Source organism: Treponema sp. OMZ 906, from assembly GCF_024181185.1.
Taxonomy (GTDB): domain Bacteria; phylum Spirochaetota; class Spirochaetia; order Treponematales; family Treponemataceae; genus Treponema.
Genome location: NZ_CP051196.1, coordinates 103,892 through 122,791 on the forward strand (window position 1 = coordinate 103,892; position 18,900 = coordinate 122,791).

The 18,900-nt window shown below is 33.5% G+C and carries 21 protein-coding genes and 1 pseudogene; 7 read left to right on the forward strand and 15 right to left on the reverse strand.

All coding sequences use genetic code 11. From position 1 onward, the window contains the following. Positions 1-65 precede the first annotated feature (65 nt). The gene (locus E4N69_RS00450; RefSeq protein WP_253824129.1) at positions 66-2,342 is read left to right on the forward strand and encodes an AAA family ATPase; all 2,277 of its coding nucleotides are present in this window, start codon (positions 66-68) and stop codon (positions 2,340-2,342) included. Between the two features lie 461 nt (positions 2,343-2,803). Then, positions 2,804-2,941 (forward strand): hypothetical protein, encoded by a 138-nt coding sequence (locus tag E4N69_RS00455; RefSeq protein ID WP_253714782.1) that lies wholly within the window; start codon positions 2,804-2,806, stop codon positions 2,939-2,941. 90 nt (positions 2,942-3,031) lie between these two features. On the opposite strand, the gene E4N69_RS00460 is transcribed toward E4N69_RS00455, so the two are convergent. Further along, positions 3,032-3,637, reverse strand: a complete 606-nt coding sequence (locus tag E4N69_RS00460) for an alpha/beta hydrolase (protein WP_253824130.1) — start codon at positions 3,635-3,637, stop codon at positions 3,032-3,034. A gap of 429 nt (positions 3,638-4,066) precedes the next feature. Continuing rightward, a complete protein-coding gene (locus E4N69_RS00465) occupies positions 4,067-4,636 on the reverse strand; it encodes a 2'-5' RNA ligase family protein (protein ID WP_253824131.1) in 570 nt (189 codons plus the stop codon). Between E4N69_RS00465 and E4N69_RS00470 the strand changes: the two genes are divergently transcribed. After that, positions 4,604-4,843, forward strand: a complete 240-nt coding sequence (locus E4N69_RS00470) for a hypothetical protein (protein WP_253824913.1) — start codon at positions 4,604-4,606, stop codon at positions 4,841-4,843. The genes E4N69_RS00465 and E4N69_RS00470 overlap by 33 nt on opposite strands. Positions 4,844-5,061: 218 nt before the next feature. Here E4N69_RS00470 and E4N69_RS00475 read toward each other — a convergent pair whose 3' ends face one another. Together E4N69_RS00475 and E4N69_RS00480 are read right to left on the reverse strand one after the other, a co-directional pair. Then, a complete protein-coding gene (locus tag E4N69_RS00475; RefSeq protein WP_253824132.1) occupies positions 5,062-6,120 on the reverse strand; it encodes a hypothetical protein in 1,059 nt (352 codons plus the stop codon). A gap of 267 nt (positions 6,121-6,387) precedes the next feature. Beyond that, the gene (locus tag E4N69_RS00480; protein ID WP_253824133.1) at positions 6,388-6,930 is read right to left on the reverse strand and encodes a hypothetical protein; all 543 of its coding nucleotides are present in this window, start codon (positions 6,928-6,930) and stop codon (positions 6,388-6,390) included. Positions 6,931-7,222: 292 nt separating this feature from the next. Here E4N69_RS00480 and E4N69_RS00485 point away from each other — a divergent pair. The 4 genes and pseudogenes from E4N69_RS00485 to E4N69_RS00500 all read left to right on the forward strand — a co-directional run. After that, positions 7,223-7,384 (forward strand): annotated as a pseudogene (locus E4N69_RS00485) (ClbS/DfsB family four-helix bundle protein); the annotation flags it as partial. Positions 7,385-7,547: 163 nt separating this feature from the next. After that, entirely contained in the window at positions 7,548-7,808 is a 261-nt protein-coding gene (locus E4N69_RS00490) for a type II toxin-antitoxin system Phd/YefM family antitoxin (protein ID WP_253714788.1), read from the forward strand. Beyond that, positions 7,798-8,112 (forward strand): type II toxin-antitoxin system RelE/ParE family toxin, encoded by a 315-nt coding sequence (locus E4N69_RS00495; protein ID WP_253824134.1) that lies wholly within the window; start codon positions 7,798-7,800, stop codon positions 8,110-8,112. The genes E4N69_RS00490 and E4N69_RS00495 overlap by 11 nt, the downstream gene beginning before the upstream one ends. 65 nt (positions 8,113-8,177) lie before the next feature. Beyond that, positions 8,178-9,053 (forward strand): SPL family radical SAM protein, encoded by an 876-nt coding sequence (locus E4N69_RS00500; RefSeq protein ID WP_253824135.1) that lies wholly within the window; start codon positions 8,178-8,180, stop codon positions 9,051-9,053. A gap of 358 nt (positions 9,054-9,411) precedes the next feature. On the opposite strand, the gene E4N69_RS00505 is transcribed toward E4N69_RS00500, so the two are convergent. The 11 genes from E4N69_RS00505 to E4N69_RS00555 form a co-directional block, all read right to left on the reverse strand. Then, positions 9,412-10,017 carry a DUF5680 domain-containing protein gene (locus E4N69_RS00505; RefSeq protein WP_253824909.1) on the reverse strand — a complete coding sequence of 202 codons (606 nt, stop codon included), beginning with the start codon at positions 10,015-10,017 and terminating at the stop codon, positions 9,412-9,414. 3 nt (positions 10,018-10,020) lie between these two features. After that, positions 10,021-10,284: a type II toxin-antitoxin system Phd/YefM family antitoxin gene (locus tag E4N69_RS00510; protein ID WP_253714791.1), complete on the reverse strand. Its 264-nt coding sequence runs from the start codon at positions 10,282-10,284 to the stop codon at positions 10,021-10,023. 137 nt (positions 10,285-10,421) lie between these two features. Next, the gene (locus tag E4N69_RS00515; protein WP_253824136.1) at positions 10,422-11,543 is read right to left on the reverse strand and encodes a DNA methyltransferase; all 1,122 of its coding nucleotides are present in this window, start codon (positions 11,541-11,543) and stop codon (positions 10,422-10,424) included. Beyond that, on the reverse strand, positions 11,536-12,912 hold the full coding sequence (locus tag E4N69_RS00520; protein WP_253824137.1) for a DNA double-strand break repair nuclease NurA: 1,377 nt from the start codon (positions 12,910-12,912) through the stop codon (positions 11,536-11,538). The genes E4N69_RS00515 and E4N69_RS00520 overlap by 8 nt, the downstream gene beginning before the upstream one ends. 8 nt (positions 12,913-12,920) lie before the next feature. Then, positions 12,921-15,032 carry a helicase HerA domain-containing protein gene (locus E4N69_RS00525; RefSeq protein WP_253824138.1) on the reverse strand — a complete coding sequence of 704 codons (2,112 nt, stop codon included), beginning with the start codon at positions 15,030-15,032 and terminating at the stop codon, positions 12,921-12,923. A 127-nt stretch (positions 15,033-15,159) separates the two neighbouring features. Continuing rightward, positions 15,160-15,333: a hypothetical protein gene (locus E4N69_RS00530; protein ID WP_253824139.1), complete on the reverse strand. Its 174-nt coding sequence runs from the start codon at positions 15,331-15,333 to the stop codon at positions 15,160-15,162. Positions 15,334-15,606: 273 nt separating this feature from the next. Continuing rightward, entirely contained in the window at positions 15,607-15,969 is a 363-nt protein-coding gene (locus E4N69_RS00535) for a hypothetical protein (protein WP_253824140.1), read from the reverse strand. Between the two features lie 141 nt (positions 15,970-16,110). Next, positions 16,111-16,368 carry a hypothetical protein gene (locus tag E4N69_RS00540; RefSeq protein WP_002669593.1) on the reverse strand — a complete coding sequence of 86 codons (258 nt, stop codon included), beginning with the start codon at positions 16,366-16,368 and terminating at the stop codon, positions 16,111-16,113. Next, positions 16,358-16,648: a hypothetical protein gene (locus E4N69_RS00545; RefSeq protein WP_002669594.1), complete on the reverse strand. Its 291-nt coding sequence runs from the start codon at positions 16,646-16,648 to the stop codon at positions 16,358-16,360. The genes E4N69_RS00540 and E4N69_RS00545 overlap by 11 nt, the downstream gene beginning before the upstream one ends. Before the next feature lie 414 nt (positions 16,649-17,062). Then, the gene (locus E4N69_RS00550; protein WP_253824141.1) at positions 17,063-17,950 is read right to left on the reverse strand and encodes a hypothetical protein; all 888 of its coding nucleotides are present in this window, start codon (positions 17,948-17,950) and stop codon (positions 17,063-17,065) included. A 99-nt stretch (positions 17,951-18,049) separates the two neighbouring features. Next, positions 18,050-18,697 (reverse strand): Vat family streptogramin A O-acetyltransferase, encoded by a 648-nt coding sequence (locus E4N69_RS00555; protein WP_253807146.1) that lies wholly within the window; start codon positions 18,695-18,697, stop codon positions 18,050-18,052. Between the last annotated feature and the right edge of the window lie 203 nt (positions 18,698-18,900).

An 18,900-nucleotide genomic window follows, 5' to 3' on the forward strand; every position in this document is an offset into this window, starting at 1 on the left:
CAATAGGATGATATACTTTCTGTGTGTATCAAAGTTATTATATATAATTATAGAGGTTATCTTATATGCAAATTAATATAAAACATTGCAATAATATAAATGAAGCTTCAATAGAGATAGCTGAAAATCGTTTGAATATAAAATATGCATTAAATGGTACAGGAAAATCTACCATTGCAAAAGCGATTTCTTTGGCTATCAAAGATGCTACTTTAGATATTTTAAGACCATTTAAGTATAAGGATAATCAAAATATAACTCCTTCCATAAGCGGTATTGATAAATTGTCGAAAGTTTTAATATTTAATGAGGAATACGTAAATACAATTCTTTTTCAGAAAATAGAATTAATTAAAAACAGTTTCGAAATTTTTATAAAAGACGAAAACTATATAAAGAATCAAGAGAAAATAGAAGAACTTGTTAATGAAGTTAAAAATTTATTTACACAGAATGAAACAATAAAGGAAATTGGTAAACTATTGCAAAATTTTATAGATGATTTTAAAGCTACAAAAACTGGATGGGCTGCAAATGGAACCATGGGTAAGGGATTAGCAAAGGGTAATAAATTAGAGAACATACCTACGGGATTAGAGGTATATGAGCCGTTTTTAAAGAGTGAAAATACTGTAAAATGGTTACAGTGGCATATAACTGGAAATGATTATTTATCTATTGGTAAGTGTTGTCCGTTTTGTTCTTCTGATAATATAGAAGCTAAAAAGGAAATAATTCAAAAAATAAAAAAAGAATATGAACCAAAATATATTGAACATTTACTGAAAATGATTGAGTTATTAGAAAAACTATCCATCTTCTTGTCTGATGATGCAAAAACACAAATCAATAAAATAAAGATAAATATTGATGGCATTTCACCTGAGCAAAAGAATTATTTGATAGCAGTAAATGGAGAAATAGAAACACTATATAGTAAAATATTAAGTATGCAAAATATAGGATATCAATCTTTTAAAGATATTGATGATATAGTTGCGACAATATCTTCATTGAAGATTGATCTTCCTCTTTTAAAAAATCTAAATTCTGCGAAAATGGCTGAATCAGTAAGTTCTATAAATGCTGCTATTGATGAACTAATCAAGAAAGCTGGAAATTTAAAAGGTAAGATAATAAAACAAAAGAATCTCATAGTAAAAAAAGTGAATTTCTATAAAAAAGATATAAATGATTTTCTTGAATACGCCGGTTATAACTATAAAGTTGACATGATAGAAAAAGATGAAGAATCTAGACTGGTATTGTACCATAATGAGTTTAATGAAATTATTACTTCAGGTTCAGAGACTTTGAGTTATGGCGAAAGAAATGCTTTTGCGTTAATTTTATTCATGTATGATGCAATAAAACAAAAGCCTGATTTAATAATTCTTGATGATCCTATTTCTTCATTCGATGGGAATAAAAAATTTGCAATACTGAACAAATTATTTATAGGCAAAAAGAACTTTCATGATAAAACAGTACTTTTGCTATCACATGATTTCAGTGTAGTTATTGATTCAATTTATAATCTTAATGATAAAATAGGCGCAAAAGCATTTTTTTTAGAAAATAAAAATGGACGTATTCTTGAGAAAGATATAACAAAGTCTGATATTCTATCTTATAAGCAAATAGCTTTGAAAAATATTTCTTCTAAATCGATTTTAACTTCACTTATATATTTAAGACGGTTATTTGAATTTGAAAATGAAAAAAATATGGGATATCAATTATTGTCTAACCTATTTCACAAAAGAAATATACCTATTATAAACAAAGGCGAATTATTTATCCCAATGACCGAAGGAGAAATAACTAAAGGGGAGAAAGAAATTCAATGCTACATACCTGATTTTACATACAAGAGTGTAATAGGAATTATTAGGAGTAATGTTAAATTACTTGAAGCTTATCATAATACCTCTGTAGGATATGAAAAACTTCAATGTTATCGTTTGTTAAATTTAGAAAATCCTGAAGATGGTAATTTTGAAGATAAGCAGATCAAAGAAATTGATAATGTGTTTAAAAAATTCATAAATGAAACATTTCATATAGAAAATGATTATTTATTTCAAATAAATCCAATTGAATATGAGCTCATACCTGAGTATATCTTAAATAAATGTGATGACGGAATAAAAGATCATGATAGGATAAACTTAACTGATGAAATCAAAAATCCTATTCAAGGCGATGATAAAGATGATAAAATAGAAGTTGATAGTTCACAAGATAAAATTCATGAAGTTATCGAGCAACATCTTGGAGATATGATAACGGAAAGATCTGCAAGACAAAAGAAAAAAAACAGAAAAGGAACAAACCAATAAAATGCAATTAACTTTATTTAATGATATATAGCTAATTGGTTTGAAATAACAATAAAAATCAATCATACTGGCTAATATTGCATATAGTAGAGACTTAAAACTGGGCGCAATCAGCACGTAAAGGAAGGATATAATGTGGGGCAAGCGACACCGGTGTTTAAAGTATATATCTGTACGGTTATCCGCTGGGTCGAGCAATGTAAAAAACTAGGGATGTAAAAATAAAGTACGCGAGCACTCCAATAAGAAAATTAATCCTGAAAACTGATTGTAATGTGCAAAAGAAATCTGATGCATACTTAAAATAAATTGTACAACAGTTCCACTGCGATCTTGAATCGATTAAGAAAAGTCAGTGTTATGCGAAAAAAGAGTAGTTTTATAAAAAACAAAAGCCTGAAAAGTAAAGATATACAACTGGAAAAGTTTATATATCAATATTAACACACAGTATCCCCTCAATGTCCTACGAAACAATTATCAAACAAGCAAAAATATTGCCGGAAGCACCTTTAGCATCAGTATCAGCCTGTATCAAACTGTTTGAATCTGCGCAAGATAATTTTACTGAAAACTATGCCGATCAAGCAAAAGCCTAAAAACAAGCTTTTTTGCATGAGCCGGAAAACTGCACCTTGACCAAAACGCAGTTAGCGAACTACGCGAGGTAAGCTTGATATGATTTTGATCTACTGAATGAATCTTTTAACCCACGTATCTAAAAAATTCATTTGCTCTTCCGTATGAAACCAGTGTTCGCCCCTATCAAAAACCGTTAAGCTCGCGTTTATTGTATGTGCAAAATTCGTCATTGTTTCCAAAGAAGTCATATCGTCTTTTTTACCGTAAAGAATGCCGGTAGGAATATTCCATGTTATAGGATTGTTCCTGACAAAAGAAAGATATTCCCACGATAATGGTTTGCCGAAAGAAGTAATGATTATCTTTTTTGCTCTCAGTTCTTCTTCGGATACCTTTGCCTTTTTCATCATAGTTAAGATTAGATTTTCCATATCGACAATGGGCGAAATAAGCAGAGCTTTTGTGATTGGCTTTTCCGATAAAGAAATCAGAGAAAAATAAGCTCCGATGCTGTTTGCGATTAGTAAAATTTCAGTGTACTTTGGAGCGATAAAATCAAAATAGTTTTGAAATTCTTCTTTCACCTGCCACGGTAATTCCGCTTTATAATCGAAACCTAAAACCTCATAATCGTCATTAAAAAGTTTTTTATAATGATTTGATTCGTCTGCAGAACCGCCTTTTCCATGTACATATATAACAGCGTTTTTCATTTAAAATAGCTCCTATTCTACATCTATAAATCCGAAACAATAAATTATTTTAAGAAATCTTCCCAATCCTGCCAACCGGCATACGCAAATTCTAAAGCAGGGCAACCGCATTACAAATATTTTTAGCGGTTGCCTTCCTTCCTCTATGCGAAATTTTGCTTAAAATTTCGCACATTTTTCCAGCAAATGGGTAAACGCATCAGGTAGAGTAGATATAAATCGCGGAAAAATTGAGACTGTGAGACCATTTGAACCATCTTCAACTGTTGTACATCCGTGTACAACAGTTGAAGGCGAGTTTTGTGCGCGCACAAAACATCGCTGCTGTATGGAACTACTGCCATCCTTGGCAGTTCTGTTCGAATAGTCTCAATTTTTCCGCGGGGATATTAAAAAAACGACCTGATGAGTTTACCCTGAATTCTAAAGTCAATACATGGGAATTTCCAGAGTAATCGCCGCTTCCCACCTGTTACCTTTCCGTTCAAAAATCGTGATGTTATCAACCGGAAAGTCTTCCGCAAGGTTTAGTTCGTTCATAACCTGAAGCGCCTTCGTCATTATGCCTACAGGAATATCCCGATTTGCAACAGTTGCGTGAGGTTGGAAAGGCTTTTTGTCTTTTTTAGTACAGCCCGGACAGGCATTCAAAAGTGCTTGTACCGTTTTATCACGGAGCTTTGTCCACGCATCACCTGCAACGACGTTTGCAAAAAGCGTTCTATCTCCAAACGCATCAAAGTTATCAATATGAGCAGTAAAACCTAAGCCTTTGGGCAAGACTTCTTTTTCAATCGCGCTGATTAAATCAGCTGTTGAATATTCTTCTTGCAATCTGAACGGAGGGACGAGTGTAACATGGATGGGCGTGCCATGCCCTGACTTGCAGCCGTGAATCTCGTTCATATAACGGCGGCAATCTTCAAGAGTAAGGGTTATATCCTCTGGGAGGAGAACCCCGATAAAATGTGTTTGCTGCGGAATGTTGGTTTGCTTCATCTTTGGCATTATAGCAAAGAATTACAGTACATTCCATCTGCTTATATAGTCGATATAATTCTTGGCTATCTGACCGGTATTACCGGAGAATATACTACACCGAAGGGCTATGCCGTCTGCGATGAACATCCGAATGACTTCGCTGTATATGAGGTAGACTTTCCGTATAAAGAGAACTTAAAGCTGCCCGGACAGATTTTTGGGTGAAATTATTTCCTGCCAGCTATTAAAACGAAAATAAAGGGAATAGCGTATACAATAGTATTAGCAACAACACGATCTGCAAAGATCATACTCCTATGTTTTGCATTGAGATTATTGATTTTTCACACTTTGCAGCTCTTATAAACTGGAAAGTATAGTGGGAACCTCTACCCCCCCAGTTTCTAAAGATTCCCTCAAGTATTTCCAATGGCTTTGTCAGTTTACTTATCATACTGCCATGGTATACCAAGTAAACCTCGGTAGGTATAGACTGTTTTTTCTTGTCGGTTTTCGACTATTACGGTTGCTACCGGCGATGAGGTATCAAAGGCACAGTTGACCGCCGTTACCGCTGAAAGCGCGTAGGCAAAAAAGTAGACAGAGTACACTAGTGCCGCTGCATACGCATAGCGGTCTTTAAAAGAGTATTCTTTTTGCATTACAAGGAATAAGATAAAGTATGCCGAATAAAATACGGTTGCGATAAAAAACAGTTTCTTTACATCTATAATACTGTATACAGCAAGCATTCTCCATGCAAGGCCAAACGTACAGGCAATCAGAGAAATCGCTATGGACGGATAAATTGAGTTTCCTTTTTTATCAAACCTGACCCAACCGTTTAAGAAGTGCAGCAGAAAAAGCATGGCAATCGGATATACCGCGCATAAAAATACGGTGAGCCGATACTCGGTCTGAAACGCGTTGACCGATATGCCGAGGAGGATGCCTATCAGATTAAGCGTTTTTGCAATTCTTTCCGCCTTGATCAAAGCGTTTTGAACCTGCGCATAATCAATATCTTTGTACCGCTTTTCAATCGCACGGAGGTCTTCCAATGTCTGACCATCTACATAGAGCGGCAGATTCTTATAGAACCATGCAAGTATTTGATCGCCATGCTCGTACAGTCCGATTGCAGGAATTCCGATCTTAAAAAGAACGCCGTTATTTTGTATGGTAAGAGCTTTCTCCGCTGTATTTTCTTGGACTCGTTTTTCTCCGGCAATGCGGAATGATACGGACTCAAGCGTTTCTTTAATAAAATAAACAGTCAATATTCCGCCACTGAAAGTAAAGTATCGCAAATTCCGTGCAGTAATTAAAATCGATTTTCCGGCCGTATGGTACTCAAAATAATCGGAACCGAATATAAAATACGATCTTGCCGCGACGATAATTATCACCGTCAGCAGCAGGGGAATACATAAAAGTAACGGAACCAATGCGCAATAGGCGGCATAACTTTTCACTCCTTGAACCGCACTGTATACAAGCACATACAGTGCCGCTGCATAAAAGAGCACGGCGATGACCGCAGGGATAATGAGACTCGATTTTTTTCTCTTGATTACTTTTATAATAATACCTCTCGCTCTCTGATCTCTCTATTTTAAATTTACCGGCTTCCGGTACAAGGCTGTCAATACTTTTTTTACTGCTATTTCAAATGCCTCTTGTGCAGCGTAAAAATGCTACTCTAATTCCTTAAGCTTGATATCATAAATTTCGTTCTTATTCAGATAGGCTATATATGCTCTTAAAGATTAGCCTACTAATAGCCTTAATATAGAACAAAAACATTCATCGTTTGATAAAGTTTTGTCAGCGGCATCCAATAGATTGCTCCATAGGCATCTGAATATCGGAACTTTTTTCACTTGTTTAATTTTATCATCACAAAGTCCTCCGAGGGCGATAAAATATAATTTTTTACAGTGACCATATTCATTTCGATAGGCAATGATTTCTTTTTCCCATTGAGTACTATTTTGCAGACCTTCCTCATAAAGCTTTGCTTCAATTGTTACATCAAATTCTGAAAAACGTATAAATACATCAGGTTCAACATAATTTAAATTTTGCGTATTTTCGGGATTCCATTTTGGCCAGAATGTATAATGCAGCAAGTGACCTACTTGTGTAGGCATCTCTTGTTCCGTATTTTGAGGAGTTGCACGCACAGCTTTTCTTAGTATTTCCCAGTAAAGCTGTTCAGGGAGTAAAAAAAGAGTGTCAAAAATACCGGAGGTTAAAGAATCTTCACATAAATTTATGGTAGTTTTTTTATGGTGCAATGCCGAAATCATACACACCCCTCTTTATGTACACAAACTAACATGAGTGTAAAGCGCTGTTATTTAATTGTCAAGTTATAAAATGGTATATACATTTTTCGATGACGAGTGTATTGTCCTCCTTGTGTCTATACTTATATTATGCAGATGATAGGTGCTTTTGAAGATTCTAATTATAGTAAGTTATCAATTTCTGATAGTCCATCTTACTATGCTAAAGGAGTAACAACAAACTATGCCAAGACCTACCACCAAAGCCGATTTAATACAAGCCGCAAATGAACAATTCGCAAAACTGTGGACCTTAATCGGCGAAATGTCTGACGAAGAGCTTTTTTCCAAAGGCGTTTTCGATTGGACGGGAACGACGACGCTCGGCAGCTACTGCGTGTCTGCAACTTCCAGCCACTATAATTGGGCGTTCAAGGATATTAAAAAAGCCTTGAAAAAATATAGAGCGCGATAACAGCCATCTCTAACAACTGCGGTTTTTAGCGGTTTCCAACACAAACACTGTCGGGTTTTCAGGATATAATAGATCTGGTCGATAGCTTCGTCTCCGAACAGGTTTAATCTTTCATAGACAATACGGCTTTATTGTGGTACTATCATGCTATAGGGGGATAGTTATGCCGCAAATAGTTCCGATACGTGATTTAAAGAATACTGCAAATATTTCCGCCTTGTGTCATGAAAGTAATGAACCTATTTTTATAACAAAAAACGGTTACGGTGATATGGTGATTATGAGCATGGAAACGTTTGAAAGAAACTCTTTTTTCGATCGTCTGTATGATAATCTGCATGCAGCGGAACAAGATGTACAAGAAGGCCGTGTTACCGATGTTGATGATGCAGTGGCAGAACTAAAGTCAAAGTATGGTTTATAAAGTCAGAGTAACCGATAAAGCAAAGACTGATCTTGATGAGATTATCAGGTATATTGCGGAAAAGCTTTCAAATGTAACAGCTGCCGCCAATTTGCTTGCAGACTTTGTAAAACAGAAAAATAATTTACAGAATTCGCCATATATGTATCCACTTTGTAATGATATAAAATTGCAGAAGAAAGGATATCATAGATTCCTTTTTTATAAAAACTATCTAGCTTTGTATTCGATTGATGATAAAGAAAAGATTGTATATATATTGCATATATTTTATGCAAAAAGAGATTATGCAAAATCGGTATAAAACAAAGCGTTGAAAAAATATAGAACACGATAATGTAAAAACTGCCGGATTTTCAGGAATAACAGATGCACTTTGTACAAGCGAAAGGAATTTTATCAGCGAAAAATGGGATGAACTTATATCGCGGTTGCACGCATGGGTGTATCTATTGCGACTCGCGCAGTGCGTGTTATCATATAAACCACCGCTTTGAAGATATAGAAATAAAAGAAAATGCAATAGAGCTGCTCGAAGATGCCTTGCAGCGGAAGCGTAATAAGTGCATGATCGGTACCGGTTCTATGACTGACCCGTATATGCCGCTGGAAGAAAAACTCGGTATGACGCGGAAAGCGATAGAGACCGTCCAGCGCTACGGTTTCGGTTTTACCGTGATAACAAAATCGCCGCTGATATTGCGCGACCTCGAACTTTTACAGGCGATAAACGCCAAAGCAAAATGCGTTATACAAATGACGCTGACCACCTATGATGATAGTTTATGCGAAATACTTGAACCGAATGTTGCCGTTACCAGTGAACGGTTTGCCGTGCTTAAAACATTGCGCGACGCAGGTATTCCCACCGTTGTGCGGCTTACGCCTATTCTTCCCTTCATCAATGATACGGTGGAAAATCTCGAAGGTATTTTGCACTATTGTATCGAGGCAAAAGTACGCGGCATCATCTGTTTCGGCATGGGCTTGACGCTCAGGGACGGCAACCGCGAATATTTTTATAAAAAACTTGATGCAGCGTTTCCGGGCTTAAAAGAACAATATATCCAGCGTTACGGTACTCGCTATTCCGTTATAAGTCCGCACAATACACGCCTTATGAATATCTTCCACGCACGCTGCAAAGAAAACGGCATAGAAACCAACCCTGATGTCATATTTGCGTATTTAAGCGCTTTTGATAAAATCCCCGGAAAGACGAATGTGCAGCTGGAATTGTTTTGATAAGCAGGGTAAATACTATGCCAGATGAAGAAAAGGTACAATATGTTCTGTACCTACCTGTCGATAGACAGTCCAATCTAACATTCGCTTAACCTGTAAACGGACTTGACCGTTTGTCGGATTTGAAAACGGTGTTAGGCGGTTTTTAACGGAATATAGCCATTATTATCGATAATCCTTTGACCTTCAGGAGAAAGAATCCAATCTATCAGTTTTTTTACATTTATATTTTGTGTTATTCCTTCTACATAATAACGAAATGAGTAACCAATAGGACTGCCAAAGAAAGTACCTAAAAGATTTGAGTTTTTGTCAAATGGTGCCGCAATGTCAGGTTGAAGCGAGTGTTAGAACGCTTCTACTTTATCAACCCGCCATGAAAATAACATTCATAAACTTCTTTTCCACAGAAACTTATTATTTCTTTCCCTTGAAACCAATCAAAATTTCCATTTATAGAACATTTATACTCATAACGACCATCTTCATATTTTTCCGGACCTCTAAACGGTTTTTCAAAAGGAACATTCAACAATGCTTCCTTCAAAAAATCTACATTAAAATTTTCTCCGGTCACACGTCCAATATAATTCATGCTCCAATACGGATTATCTGCAATCCAAAGAGCTTCTTCTCCGGCAAATTTTTCTCCGCCAAGATAGGTGTCATAATACATAAAATTATTTTCACGATATACTAAGTCATGTGATTTTTCTCTTGAAGAAGCCGTTTCAGATCCTTTTCCTGCATACGTTTTCCGTTTAGCTTTTATCAAAAACTCAATTAGTTTCTTGTCCATTTTATTCCTCAATCGGTGTAAAGTCGCTATTTTTAAATCAAAGTCTCTTTTTGAAAGAGTATTTTCTGCCGCAATCGGATTTTCCAAATTATTCTGAATACAATTCATAATTTCGCTCAAATCCTGTTCGGCTAGAGGAAGGTAGCGTAAAGTATATTCGCCCATCAATCAGCTTATCTTTATTTGGGAACGGATATGAGCAAAAACTTCTTCATGCGAAAGACGAGCATTTGTTGATGCCGCTTGAGTATCCGCTTCATTAAGTTGACTTTCAATAGTATGTGTAAGGCTTTCGTACAAATCAAGACTCATCACAACCATAGAGCCATAACCATTTTTTGTAAGGAATACAGGACTTCTGTTTGCTAAAACTATATTTTCTATTTCTGAAAATTTATTACGCAGATCTGAAACAGGTCTAATTTGCATCATACGAACCTCCGTTATCAGGATAATATCATAATATCTAGAGTTTTGTAGAAAAACGTCAGCAATATGTCGTTCTAACATCCGCTTAACCTGCAAACGGGCATAGTCCCGTTTGTCAGCGTTGAAGCGGGGTATTAGCATTATCTTTTTTTTGTTAAAATTATGTCTGTTTCTCCGGGCTTTTTAGAAAAATTGCCATACAAAGCCGTTTGCGTTTTTACATTTTCTCCTATGGGTTTATTATATATTTTCATAATATGATTTGGAAATTTTTCATGTAAAATATCGATTGTTGTATTAAGTGTAAACTCTCTTGAATCTGTTCTTACATAAATTGTTGCATTATCTGACATTAGTGTAGCACAATTCCCAAACACAGTTTCAAGCATTTCTTTGTATTTTTCTTTATTTCCAAATCTACCTTTATAATTTTCTTTTCTATATTCAGGTTCTGAAGATCCACCTAATAACCATAATCGAAGCCATTGATCCATAAAATAATCCGTAACTCCACAGTAGGGAGGAGAAGTAAAAAGCAATGCATAGTTGGAATCATTTTTAATAATCATTTCCTCTGTTATTAAACAACTATCCCCTAATTTTACATAACTATTATTGTTATTAGGGGTTCCATATTTATATCTCCATTCAATTTTTTCTTTTATCAAAGCAAATGGATTAATTTGAGGTGGAGTTTCTAAATTATTTTTTTTCCACCAATTTATTGAATATTGCTTACCTAATGATTTTGTCAATTTCATTTGATTAGACAAACCTTCTCCAAGATTTGCATGTAAATATACAGCAATAAAAGACATCAAAGTTCTATCTGTGTTATTTTTTCCCCAATCCAGATTATCTCTTGCTGATAATAAAAATTTTAATACTTCATCGCAATAACACATTCTAAAGAATTCATTATAATTTAAAATATCATGTCTATAATTTTCTCTTAATTCATAGATTTCATTTAGTCTGTTTAAAACTTTTTCAAGGTTAGCAGGATATAATTTTACATTACTATACAACCATCCAAGCGGATTTATTTCTATTCCAATACTTTCACGACCTAATATACTTCCGGCATATATACTTGATCCTCTTCCACTAAAAGGATCTAAAATTTTATCACCAGGTTTTGAATATTTATCAACGACATTAAACGCAAAATCTATTGGAAACATTGCATAATAAGGACCAAACCTAGCCCAGCGAGCCTCAGCTGTGCTATGTCCTCTATAATATTGACTTAGATTATCCATTTGTTTTGTCTCTTTCAATAATTTGCCTTGCAATTTGTTCAAAAAGCTTTTGCCCCATATTAAATGGAATAGCAGCTTCCGCATGAGCAGATATTAAAGGCGTTATTGCATTCGGATATCTATTTGAAACAAGTCGATCTAACAATTCCATAATATCCTTTAATCTAGAAAATTGAGATACATTTGCAGTTTTTGAATTCTTTTCATAATCAGAATATGTAGCTACGACTGGTATTAATCTTTTTCCTGACGATGTTTTATAGAAAAATTTTCTGCCAAAATATGTATCCTCACCATAAGGTTTAATGCTATCTGAAAATATTATATTTTCCTTAATATATTGATCATTAATAAGGAACGCTGTTTCGCGAGGAAAAATATCTTTAACACCTTCTCTGTTGGTGTCTAAATCTTGAAAATGATTACAAAAAATACCTGTTTTTTCTATACCTAAAATAATCATATCTTGATTATTAATCTTTTTTTGTTCTGCATTTATACGTATTATTTCTTCACTAATAGACTTTGCCAACCATGAAGGAGTACTAAAAACAGCTAGCGGTCCATCAATAAAAAAAGCAACTCGCCTAAGTGTACCTAGCCATCCTTTTTTTTCAAAAGCTCTTAAAATATTTACAAACCAAATCTTTTCAAAAGCAGACATAATCTGTCCAAACAACTCTCCGTTTGATCCTGAAGGATTCATGAGTTCATGTAATCGAAGCGCATCTGTTGAATATAATGGCTTACCTGTTTTTGCATGTTTATATATTCCACGTTGAATTATGAGATCTTCATCTTCATATCCTTCAATCGGACACCTTGGTGGATTTCCACTATTTTTTAGTTTTATATCTAATAAATATTCATATGTATCAAGAAGTGTTTCTCCACCATTTGGAAAAGCTGAATTTTCCTGTAATTCCTCATAAATTTTACGTCGTAAAAATTCTTTAGGGGCTTCTGTTTTTGATTGAAAGACATTACAACCGGGAAAAACAGATTCAAATGTAGAAGCTGATTCAATTGCATTTACTTTTCTTGGATCAGGAAATTTTTCAGATTGTATTACTTTTATTTTTTCCATATCGATTAAGACAGAGGCAATTGTGATATATCCGTAATTAGCATTCGGAAAGCCTTTCGTTACGGAAGCTTCTGCAACGCTTCCGTCCATGGCTAATATTAAATCAGGCTGGATATTATCGGTATTTTTCAAATCTTTTTTTTGTATTACTTTTTCAAGTATATTAGTTACATTAGAAGCCACATCACAAACTTCTAATTCATCTAAAAATTGTTCAACTTTCTTAGATGAAAAAATTCTTCTTAACGGCTCATAGTTAGCAAATTCACCTTCAAAACTCATAACAAACCTTAAGTATTAAAATTTTTATGTAAATCAAATTTATCAATTTGTACAGGAATCACAAATAAATTGCTAAGAGTCTTTACCCGCAAAAATCCTTTATCTTGAGCTCTTCGGATTGAAGGTTCAAAGTCTGCAAAGTCATAATACTTACATAGTTCACGAGTTTCATCTGTATTATTTAAGTGGCTAATAAACCAGTTTGATGTATTTTTAAGAATATTCTTTTGAATTGAGCTTACTTCCTGTGTTGCATAAACCATTCCTATTCGATATTTTGCGCCTTCTTTTGCAGTACGAACCCACATATCACTCATATCTAAATCATTTCCTGCCGGCAGAATATTATGGGCCTCTTCAATATAAACAAGAATTTCAGGAATATGTTCATTTCCGTTTATAAATTCTTGCTGATTATTCTTAAAAATCTTCGTAATGATTCGGTATGCAGAAGATTTATTCAAATCTGGTTCTCCACATGATTGGTCAACAATTACCAATTTTCCTGTAACTAAATCACGATAAATATCGTCAGCATAATCGGAGGATGTATCTGCACTGTGTTGTGGAATTGCCTTTCCAATTTGTCGTGTTCCATTTTGTCGTTCAAATATACCTAATGTTTTTTTTAAATCATCATCAGCCCATGAATTTCCAGATTTTGATTTTTTTATATAGTCTGTTTCAAAATCTTTATATTCTTTGTTTTCTACAATAAATTTATTTAATGATTCAAAAGCAATTGCCAACTGTATTAAAGAAGGTTGTTCCATTTTAAAGACTTTTGCTGCTTGAATATATTCTGTGGCATTATCGCTATGACTGTTTTCCATTGTTTTTAGTAAATCATTATTAAAAAGCCCTTTTGTATATACAGAAACTCCATTAGAAATAGGAAAACCAGCTTTAGCCAGTATTGCTCTATATGCAAGAACCTTTCTATCATATCTAGTTTTTGCAGAATGATTACTATCATAATCAGATGGTTTATCAAAATTTACTTGCACAAAATTACTTATATATTTTGAAGTATCAGTAGCTAAAATTGTATTAATAATTTCTTTTCCAATAGAAAGATTTTCATCCAAATAAAAATTTAATAGCATCATCTTTCTATCAGGATCATTTGGGTGTTTTGTTATACCATATGTTACAACTTCATTCTCTTTTTGTACTCCATGCAACATTTTCCAAATATTTTTTAATGCAGAGTTATTATCTTGAATATTTTCATTTGCATATTCACCATTCGGATCAAAAATAACTTGACCTATTCTCAAAGGTTTATTTTGATTTTTTCTTAGTTCAAAAACAGATTTAGCAATAATCTTTGTCGTATTTGACTTACCGGTACGAGTCATACCAAACAAAGCTGTTTTCTGGGAAAGCAAGTCTGCCGGATAAATATATACTGGAACATTATCAATATTCTGAAATCGGCGATTAGTAGATGCATAACGTACATTACCAATCTTTACTTTATTATCAGAACCATATTTTTCAATACTTGCCAAGTCTGTGTATGGATCAATATAGTTGATAATCTTTTCAAGAGCTTTCCCATTTGGTTTATAGACTTTTAAACCACGGTTTGGATAATAATTTGAAATATCACTTCCAAATCTAAGTTGAAGACTTCCCTCTGGATTTGCAATGTTATCATCAAGGTAGAAAGTACCAATAATTCGGCTTTGAATGCCTGCAAAGCTCAAAAGATTTTTTGTTCTATAATCCATAGTGGAATTATCATCATAATTTTTTGATGCATCTCCACTAACCCTCTGAGCAGTTTCAACTCTAATTCTTTCAGCGTCAATATCCTGAGGAAGAGTTGTAGAATCCATTACTCTCAAGAGAATAAAAGAAGTGTCTTCGTCTTTGTAATCAATATCATCACAATTATTGGGATCAAGGCGAGAGGCAATCAAAAAACTTAAACTTGGGATACCGCCTACATTATGCCTAAAAGTATCGTGAATAATAACCTTTGCATTTTCATAGTTAATTGAGTACAAATCACCGACAAGTTGATTTGTTTGAAGAAGTTCTTGTATCCATTGTTTTGTTTCAACTTTTTTCTTGTTTTCAATACTCTCTTGTATTGCACGTTCTATTCCCATAACATTTTCCTCTTTGAATTATTTTTTTATATTTTGCGGCTCAGCGAGCCGTCATCCTAACTGCCGCTTAACCTGCATTTGCGGCTTGTCCGCAATGTCAGTGTTGAAGCGGATGTTAGGTGCAATTTTATTCCTTAACATCTAATGATATATATAATATTGAATGATCACTTAAAGTTTTTATCTTCCCATAATTGAAGTTTTTCCCTTTATACTGTTTTACTTCATCTATGTGTTGCGTCTCCACAAACTCATATAATTCTTTACTAACAAAAATATAATCATCTTGTATTGCTTCCACATCATTATCATCGTTCAAGTTACCACGAAAAAATGTCTGTTTGTATAAAGGCTCACATTCAATTAAATTAGAGAACCCTATTGTTTCATTGAAGAATTTTTTATCAAAAGTTCTATTTATATAGTATTTATCACAGTTTAAATCTCCTCCAATTACAAGATTTTTTTGTGAAACAAATTTTTCATTAAAAAAACTTTTTATTTGTTCTAAACCACTTTCACCAGTATCTAGATGAAGACTAGAAAACAGTATTTGATCATTATCAAAATTGACTTACACTACTTTAACTTTACCTGTATATTTGCTATCTTCATTTGGAAATACTTCTAAAGTAATATCTTTGGTAAAGTCACAATACTTTTTATTTACAAATATTGCCGTACCCCATTTTGAAGTATCATTTTTTGAATATTTCATAGATGTATGACTTTCTGTCCAGAAAATATTAACACCCAATTCAGATTCATCAATTGATTTTAGTAATACTTCTTGCAAAAAAACTATATCTGGCTTTAGCTTATTTTTAAGAAAATTCCATGCTTGTCTTTGCCTGTCAATTTGTTTTTCAATGAATATTTGACTGTTTAATTTACTCCAATCCTCTGTAACCATTAAATTCCAAGTAGCTATCTTCATTTTTCATCCACCATATATGATATGTAATTTACAACTATTACCTAACTGCTACGCTCTGCGTAGTCCACCTAACATTCGCTTAACCTGCATTGCCATAAAGGCAATGTCAGCGTTGGAGCGGGTGTTAGACGAATTGAATTTTTATCCCTCTATAAGTCTTCCTGTTAGATATTTATGTAAAACACTTCCTGCAAAAATTTCATATTCCATACCTTCTTCAAAAGCTTTGGCTTTTAGATTATTTATATCTTGCTTGGCAAGTATTACATCTATCTTTTCTTTTTTCATAAGCATAGTTTTAGCAGCTTTTTTTAAATCATTGCGAAGATCATAAAAATTTTTTACCGCTTTCCATTCATCATTTTCTATAGATTCATACAGCTCTTTTTCAGTATTCATTTTCTTCTCCTTTAATATCAAGATATTTTGCCGTATATTTTCTACTTGGAAAAATAGTTTTCAAAAAACAAACATTATTTTCAAGTACGCAAGGAACTACATATACATATCTATCAATTTCTACAAGAAGCAAAAGTTGATTTGGATATTTTTCTTTATTTGGATGCTCTAAAATATCCAACAAACTATCTTGTTCAATTGCTATAATAATCCGCTCAAACGATATATTTCTATCTCTTTTAAGCATTATATTCTTTTCATTATTCCAATCGAATATCATACTATAAATAATATATCACTTTTCCAGTTTTTTAACAATAAATCCTAATATTACAAACACCACAACCGTCGGAATGACTTATATTTTGTTAATTTCCTTAATAAGTTTTAAAATTATTAGATAAAAATTTATTTTTTCTCATCCTTAAATAGCCATTATAATAAAAGACACTCTTGCTCAAAGTAACCTAACCCATTAATTGGGGCTTTAAACTTTAATTTATAAAAATATATCCTATTTTTCAAAGTTACAGCTTATCGTGCCGTAAGGCATCCGTCTAACTACCGCTTAACCTGCATTTGTGCCTTTGCCGACGCATAGCGGCGGCAAAACTTGCGGTGCCGTATAGGCACGCTAAGCAAGTTTTATGACAAAACAAATGGCAGGTTGCAGCGGGTGTTAGGTTTTTGCTACTTATTCCGTCTTGTCTTTATGACGTTGTTCAACTTTGACGATCATTTCTCTATAACTTAGTAATTCATGTTGATTAAATATGCTTAATAAAAACTTTTCTGCATCTCGTAAGTCATCAGTCACTTTTGGAGCTTCTTTGGGAGATAAGAATTTCAACTTTCGTTCTTTCCTTGATATTTTGCTTACTTTTCTAGTATTCATGCCCAAATATTTATCGAAAGTCATATCCATTATGCTTAACATATCATCAATATCTTCTTGATCTTTTTTAGCCATATCATTTAATAATGCATTTTGGATGTACAAAATCCTGTGTTGCAAATCTTGTTCACTTTTTTCTGCGTACAGTTCTTGGAAACAGTTGACTAACATTTTTTTCCATATTTCATCATCCCGAATAATACCTTTATACTTAGTTATTATGTTCGACAACATAATAATTACAGGAGATGCAACACGATAAATCCCCGGATTGGTGTTTCTTAGTTTAGCTAAATCAGAAGTTGCATTTCTAATTATTGCATCAATTTCTTGAGTTAGTGGCGTATGAATTGGAATTGTAACAGGTGGAAAATCGTCATCTATATATTTTTTGATTTCATCAATATTTCTTTCTTTTTCATTTATATATATCCATATTTTCCTTAAATTGTAAGTCATAGCAGGACAAAAGATGACTGCTTCTGAAATTTCATGTGCAAGTTCATATGTTACAGAATTATTTAGACTTTCACACGCTTCACGTATTTTTACTAAAATTTCCTTTGTGGAGTAAACACTTGAATCGCGTTTTGAAAGATAATAAAGAATGAAGCCAGATAGTAGCGTAAGTGCTGATACTAATGCGCCTATCGTTGTTCCCAAGTTAGCATAATCGGCTAAATTCATAATATTCTCCTTTCTCAGTTACTATTGTTTTTCCAATAAACCTAACATTCGCTTAACCTGCGTTTGCGGCTTGTCCGCAATGTCAGGTTGAAGCGGGTGTTAGGTGATTTTCATATCACTAATTTCTCGTAATTTACTTACATCATTTGAGGTAAGTATCTCGAGATTTGTCGTTACTTTTTCTATTGGCCAATCCCACCATTTTATACTTTCTAAAAGATCAATAATTTCATTATCAAATCTTTTTCGTATTAATTTTGCAGGATTTCCTCCAACGATTGAATATGGTTCTACATCTTTTATTACAACAGAATTTGATGCAATTATTGAACCATTACCTATCTTTATTCCGGGCATTATTAAAGAATTATAACCAATCCACACATCATTCTGAATTACCGTATCCCCTTTAATTGGTAACTCTTCCATTTCCGGTGTTACTTTTTCCCATCCATTTCTAAATATTGAAAATGGATATGTTGTGAAACAATTCATTTTATGATTTGCACCATTCATTATGAACTTAACATCTCGGGCAATGGCACAAAACTTTCCAATAATTAATTTGTCTCCAATGAATGGATAATGATACAGAACATTATTTTCAAAGTTTTCCGAATTTACCGGATCATCGTAATACGAATAATCACCAACGATTATATTTGGATTAGTAATTATATTCTTAATAAAACATACTTGATCAAACCCCTTCATGGGGTGTATTTCATTGGGTTGAGGACCGAACATATAAAACTCCTATAATTATTATGGTGAAGATAATTTATATAAATCTTATATGTTCATTTCCGGCCTTTTCTCCTCTCAATTATTACAGATATATATTTACCACATTTATCTTTATGTGTAAATAATCTTCTTTCTTGCCCGCCGAAAGGCGTGCACCTAACATCTTTTCGACCTTTCCTCATTATATCATAGAAACTACATGC